General features: G+C 71.0%; 7 protein-coding genes. 5 read left to right on the top strand and 2 right to left on the bottom strand.

Annotated elements, in window-relative coordinates; translation table 11 throughout:
• Positions 1-138: 138 nt before the first annotated feature.
• Complete coding sequence (locus D7V88_RS38400) at positions 139-789, bottom strand: NADPH-dependent F420 reductase (protein ID WP_120545497.1); 651 nt, start codon at positions 787-789, stop codon at positions 139-141.
• 102 nt (positions 790-891) lie between these two features.
• Between D7V88_RS38400 and D7V88_RS38395 the strand changes: the two genes are divergently transcribed.
• Positions 892-1791 carry a LysR family transcriptional regulator gene (locus tag D7V88_RS38395; protein WP_120545496.1) on the top strand — a complete coding sequence of 300 codons (900 nt, stop codon included), beginning with the start codon at positions 892-894 and terminating at the stop codon, positions 1789-1791.
• On the opposite strand, the gene D7V88_RS38390 is transcribed toward D7V88_RS38395, so the two are convergent.
• The gene (locus D7V88_RS38390; RefSeq protein WP_244238621.1) at positions 1778-2485 is read right to left on the bottom strand and encodes a TVP38/TMEM64 family protein; all 708 of its coding nucleotides are present in this window, start codon (positions 2483-2485) and stop codon (positions 1778-1780) included. The two genes, D7V88_RS38395 and D7V88_RS38390, sit on opposite strands and share 14 nt — an antisense overlap.
• A 367-nt stretch (positions 2486-2852) precedes the next feature.
• On the opposite strand from D7V88_RS38390, the gene D7V88_RS38385 reads away from it, so the two are divergent.
• The 4 genes from D7V88_RS38385 to D7V88_RS38370 all read left to right on the top strand — a co-directional run.
• Positions 2853-3314, top strand: coding sequence for a general stress protein (locus D7V88_RS38385; protein ID WP_120545495.1), 462 nt, complete (start codon positions 2853-2855; stop codon positions 3312-3314).
• 39 nt (positions 3315-3353) lie between these two features.
• Complete coding sequence (locus D7V88_RS38380) at positions 3354-3689, top strand: hypothetical protein (RefSeq protein ID WP_120545494.1); 336 nt, start codon at positions 3354-3356, stop codon at positions 3687-3689.
• Between the two features lie 35 nt (positions 3690-3724).
• Positions 3725-5002 (top strand): sodium:proton exchanger, encoded by a 1278-nt coding sequence (locus D7V88_RS38375; protein ID WP_120545493.1) that lies wholly within the window; start codon positions 3725-3727, stop codon positions 5000-5002.
• On the top strand, positions 4999-5655 hold a 657-nt coding region (locus tag D7V88_RS38370), incomplete at its 3' end, for a cation:proton antiporter (RefSeq protein WP_504814935.1). The genes D7V88_RS38375 and D7V88_RS38370, both read left to right, overlap by 4 nt.

The following is a 5655-nucleotide window of genomic DNA, read 5'->3' as shown; positions in this document are numbered from 1 at the left end:
GGGTGCGGTCGATCGTGCTCATGAAAACCTCCAGCCACCGGGGGACGTGGGCTCAGGTAGGTTATCCGCGCCTGCCCCAGGAAGTTGCGTGGCGTTGGTCCCGGCTTCCACCCCTGTTCATGACGCGTTGTGTCCAGGTCAGCGCCGGGTGACGTGGATGTTGAAGTCGCCGGTGCCCAGGGTGCCCCACAGCCGCAGCCAGAGCGGCAGGAAGGCCTCGGTGCCCCGGGCGGTGGTGATGTCTCCCAGGTCGATGATGTGCTTCCAGCCGAAGCCCTCCGTGAGGAGCTGCTTCACGCGGGCCTTGGCGTCCGCGTCGTTGCCGGACATGAAGACGTCGTGGTCTCCGGGCACGCGCGAGGGATCCACCATCACATGGCAGTTCATGGTGTTGAGCGCCTTGACCACCTTGAGGGAGGGGAAGGCGCGCTGAAGCTGTTCGCCCAGCGAATCGGTGGGGGCGGTGGACAGCACGGGCGGCATGCCCTTCGTGAAGTCGAGCGGATTGGAGACGTCCACCAGCACCTTGCCGCGCAGGGCCTCCTCGCCCGCGGCCTTCAGCACGTCCAGCGACGCATTGCCCAGCGTGGCGTTGAAGAGCAGCTCCGAGAACGCGGCGGCGTCCGCGAACGTCCCCTGCGACGCCTTGCCCCCGGCCTTCGCCACCCACGCGGCGGCCTTCGGGTTGTCCGCGGTGCGCGAGCCCATCCGTACCTCGTGGCCCAGTGCCACCAGCTTGCTGCCCAGCGCTTCACCCACCATGCCCGTGCCCAGGATCGCGATCCGCATGTCGACTTCCTCCGTGTGGCCAGAACGTTAACCGTCAACCTGGACGCGGGGTAAGCACGCGGGGGTTGAATCATCATCAACTCCAGGTTGACGATAGGCCCCATGGACCTGTTCACCGGGGTGTTGCCGTTCCTCCACGTCGCGGAGGAGCGGAGCTTCCGCAAGGCGGCGGAGCGGCTGGGCGTCACCGTGGCGGCGGTGAGCAAGGCGGTGCGGCGGCTGGAGGCGGAGCTGGGCGCGCGGCTGCTGGAGCGCACCTCCCGGCACGTGGCCCTCACGTCCGAGGGCGCGGTGTTCCTGGAGCGCGCGAAGGAAGCCGTGGCCCAGTTGCGCGCGGCGCGGGAGACGGTGGCCCAGGCCCACCTGGCGCCCCAGGGGCCGCTGACGGTGTCGCTGCCGTTCATCCTGGGGCCGGTGCTGCTGCCGCGCCTGGCGAGGCTCCAGGCCCGTCATCCCCAGCTCACCTTGCACGTGCGCATGAGCGACCGGCTGAGCCGGCTGGTGGAGGAACAGGTCGACGTGGCCATCCGACTGGGGGACCTGGAGGACTCCAGCCTCGTGGCGCGGCGGTTGTTGCGCACGCGCTGGATGACGCTCGCGTCACCGACCTATCTGGCGCGGCACGGCACCCCGGAGCGCCCGGCCGATCTGGAGCGCCATGCGTGTCTGAAGTTCGTGGATCCGCGAGGGCTCACACGCGAGTGGCGCTTCCTGGAGACGCCGGGCGGCGCGGAGGTCACCCTCCGCACGAAGGCCGCCATCGACGTGGATCACGGCCCCGCGCTGCTGGAGCTGGCCGCCGCCGGGGCCGGGCTCTGCCAGGTGTTGGACTTCATGAGCGATGCGCGGATGCGGGAGGGCACCCTGGTGGAGGTGCTCGCGGATCACGCGGCTTCGGGGCCACCGGTCCACGCGCTGTGCCTGCCGGGGCGGCAGTCCGTGCCCCGCGTCCGCGCGTTGCTCCAATTGCTCACGGAGGAGCTGCGGCTCACGGCGTGGTGAGCGGGACCTTGGAGGGGGCCAGTCGCGGGGCGCTCGCCGCGTCGCCGACCTCCGCCTCCGCGACGGGAGCCTCCACGGCGGCTTCGTTGACCTCCTTGTAGAACCGGCGGCCGAAGACGACGCCCAGCACCAGGGACACGACCATGCCGACCGCGGCCACGGCGGTCATCACCGTGCGCCCCTGCGCCAGGCCACTGCCGAACTGCGCGGTGAGGAAGGTGCCGGGGATGGTGCCCAGCACCACGCCCGCCACGGAGGGCCAGAATCGCGCGCCGCTCGCAGCGCCCGCCGCCAGCATGATGTCCGTGGGGCACAGCGGGTTGATGCACGCGAGGAACGTGAACTGGAAGTCGTGGCGCTTCGCCGCCCGGGCGATCGCCGGATACTTGCTGCCGGCCAGCCGCTGCATCGGCCGGGTCCCCAGCTTGCGGGCGAGGAAGTAGAGCAGGGTGGCGGACAGGAAGCTGCCCGTTAGTGAATAGAGGGTTGCTGCAAGCGTTCCGAACATCATCCCACCCACCGCGGTGAGGACCTGGCCGGGCAGCAACGTCAGGGGCCGGATCGCCAGGAAGCCCACGTACGCCACGGGCGCGTAGTCGCCCAGGGGCAACAGCAGCTCGCGGATGGTGCGCTGATCGATGAAGTCCGGCCCCAGGAGCCGGAGCATCACCAGACCGCCGATGGACACGACCATGGGTGCGAGGATCCGCAGCCACGTCGACACCGCACTCCTGCCACTCGCCACCGCAACCTCCCCCTAGAGCGCCGGACCGATGTGTCAGGCGTTGCGCACAAGGTGGGAACCGAGCAGGGAATCGGCAATGTGATCCGAATTGTTGTGAACATTGAGAGCGTCCTGCCGGGCAATCACCCGTCCAGTCCGGATGCTCAGCGTCCTCGACAAGCGCGCGGAATCCTTGGGGATTATGCATGCAATGTCAGGACAGAACGGCTGGCGGTGTACGGAGCTTGCTTGCATCGGGGCGCTTCCGTCCCAAGGTTTCAGGCAAGGGACACCGAGGCGCGGACGGGGTTGGTAGTCACCGAGAGGAGATACGGACATGTCGGACAAGGACAACAAGGGCAGCATGACGGTGGCCGAGGCGGGGCGTAAGGGCGGCGAGACGGTCCGCAACGAACGCGGTCGCGAGTTCTACGAGACCATCGGCCGCAAGGGCGGCGCCACGGTGAAGGCCGAGCGCGGTCGCTCCTTCTACGAGGAGATCGGTCGCAAGGGCGGTGAGACCGTCAAGGCCGAGCGCGGTGCCAAGTTCTACGAGGAGATCGGCAAGAAGGGTGGCGACCGCGTCAAGGCCACCCGGGGTCCGAACTTCTACGAGGAGATTGGCCGCAAGGGCGGTCAGAAGGTGAAGAAGCTCATCGAAGAGGGCAAGCGCGCGGCGCTGGCGGCCAAGACGGCGCAGGAAGCCGCCGCCGCGGCGGGCGGAGCCGCACCCCAGCAGGAGGGTGCCGCCCCCGTCGTCGCCACCCCGCCGGAGCCGACCACGCCCGGCAACGAGTAACGGAGGACAGGACGCGCGCTCTTCCGGTATGAGGGTCGCGTGTATCTGGTCATCACGTTCCTCGAGCAGGTGGAGACGACCGAGCGGGCGATCGGTCGGCTCCGGGAGTTTGGAATCCCGGAGCCGCTGGTCATCCGGGCGCGCAGCGCGGCTGCCGCCCTGTCCGCGGAGGTGCCGGTGTTCGCCGGCCTGCGCAGCCTCGCGCTGGGCGCGGACGAGGACCGCATCGTGCTGGTGAGCGTGCTGCCCGCCATCCCCGCGGAGGAGATGGAGCGGCTGATCCAGCGCGTGCAGTTGGAGATGGACGCGGACGATCCGCCCATGGGTCGCCTGGTGGCCCTGCCCGTGCTGGCGGCCCCCACCCACCGGCGTTGATGACGCGCGGGGGCGCGCGGGTGTAAGCACAACCCGTGCAAGCGCTGCTCGTCTTCCTCATCGTCGCGGCGTTGTCGCTGCTCGCGTCGAGCCGTTCGCTGTTGGATCCAGCCCGCTTCCCGGCGCTGGCCCAGCTTGGGGCGAGCGGCCTCTTGTTCCTCATCTTCGGAGCCCTGCTGGGGCCGTCCGTGCTGGGCGTGCTCACGCCGGGCAACCTGGATTCGCTCCGGCCCCTGGTGGCCCTGGGGCTGGGGACGGCGGGCGTGCTCCTGGGCCTCAACCTGGAGCCCCGGCTCTTGCGCCTGTTGCCCCGGCCCGTCTACGCGGCGGCGCTGGCGCACGCGGGCACGGCGTTCCTGTTCGTGGCGCTGCCGCTGTCGGTGCCGCTGGTGCTGTCCATGGGCCTGCGTCCCCTGGTGGCGGTGGGCGCGGCGGCGCTGCTGGGCGCGGCGGCGAGCCTGTCCTCGGGACACTTCGCGGTGCTGGGCTACCGCAACGGTCGGCTGGAGCGCTCGCGCGGGCTGGGCGTCGCGCTGCTCACGATGATGGATGACGCGGTGGGGCTGGGCGTGCTCGCGCTGGGGCTCGTGCTGGGCGCCACCGGCAACGCGGCCGAAGGGCTGGGCCTGCTGGGGCTGGCGCTGAGCCTGGGCGTGGCGTGCGGCGCGCTCCTGGCGTTCCTCACCCATTCGCTCAAGGACCCGGCGGAGCAGACCACGGTGACGCTGGGCATGGTGGCGCTGGTGGGCGGAGCCGCGGCGTACCTGCGGCTGTCCGCGCTCCTGGCCGGCGTGGCGTGCGGCGCGACGCTGGCGCTGATGGGCGGCCGCACGGCGGCGCGGGTGGCGCGGGCGCTGTCGCGGGTGGAGCGGCCCACGTACCTGGTGCTGGTGTTCATGGTGGGCTGTCACCTGCACGCGCGCGACCTGGCGGCCTGGGCGCTCTTGCCCGCGTTCGTGGGCCTGCGCTTCGTGGGCAAGGTGCTGGGAGGACGCTTCGCGCAGCGGCTCACGCGGGGCGTGCTCGATCTGCCTCCGCAGTTCGGCTACGCGCTCATCGCCCAGGGCGGCCTGGCGCTGTGCATCGTCGCGGAGTACGTGCTGCTGGTGCCGGGCTCGCTGTCGCAGCGGGTGCTGGACGTGGTGGCGGTGGGCGCGGTCATCAACGAGATGCTCGCGCACGGGGCCTTCCGGCACGTGCTGGGCGCGGAGGACCCGCCGCGCGAGGCCGGGCCTCCGTCCGGTGCTCCAGGGGATGCACCGCCCGGGGATCCGCCCGGGGCCACGGGAGCTGGCGCGGGGGTGGTGGCATGAAGGGGTCCGTCTTCCGGCTGCTGCTGCTGGTGGCGCTGCTCGCGGCCATCACCCAGGCGCAGGTGATGCGCGCGGACGCGGGCACGCCGGTGTTGCTGGCGGCGGGCGCGCTGCTGCTCTGTGGCCTGTTCGCGGGCAAGGTGGCCAAGGGCCTGGGCCTGCCCAGGCTCACCGGCTACCTGCTGGTGGGCGTGGCGGTGGGGCCGTACGCGCTGGGCTTCATCCCGGGCGCGGGCGTGAAGGGGCTGGAGCTGGTGAAGGGGCTGGCGGTGAGCCTCATCGCGCTGGTGGCGGGCACGGAGCTGCACCTGGGCCTCTTGCGGCGCGTGGGCGCGCGCGTGGCCATCCTCTGCGCGGCGGTGTGCGGGGTGACGTTCGTGGTGTGCTTCGGGGCGACGTTCGCGCTCAAGCCCTTCCTGCCGTTCCTCGCGCCCATGACGGTGCCGCAGGCGCTGGCGGTGAGCGCGCTCCTGTCCACGGTGATTGTGTCGTTCTCCCCCACGGTCACCATCGCCATCGTGCAGGAGACGTCCGCCAAGGGGTCCTTCACGGAGTTCCTGATGGCGCTGGTCATCATCGGGGACCTGTTCGTGATGGTGGCCTTCGGCCTGGCGGCGGGCATCACCCGGGCCACCTTCGGCGACGGGCTGGAC

This window comes from Corallococcus terminator, assembly GCF_003611635.1.
Taxonomy (GTDB): domain Bacteria; phylum Myxococcota; class Myxococcia; order Myxococcales; family Myxococcaceae; genus Corallococcus; species Corallococcus terminator.
The sequence above is the reverse complement of the archived record's forward strand: the minus strand, read 5'-3'. Positions and strand labels throughout refer to the sequence as shown.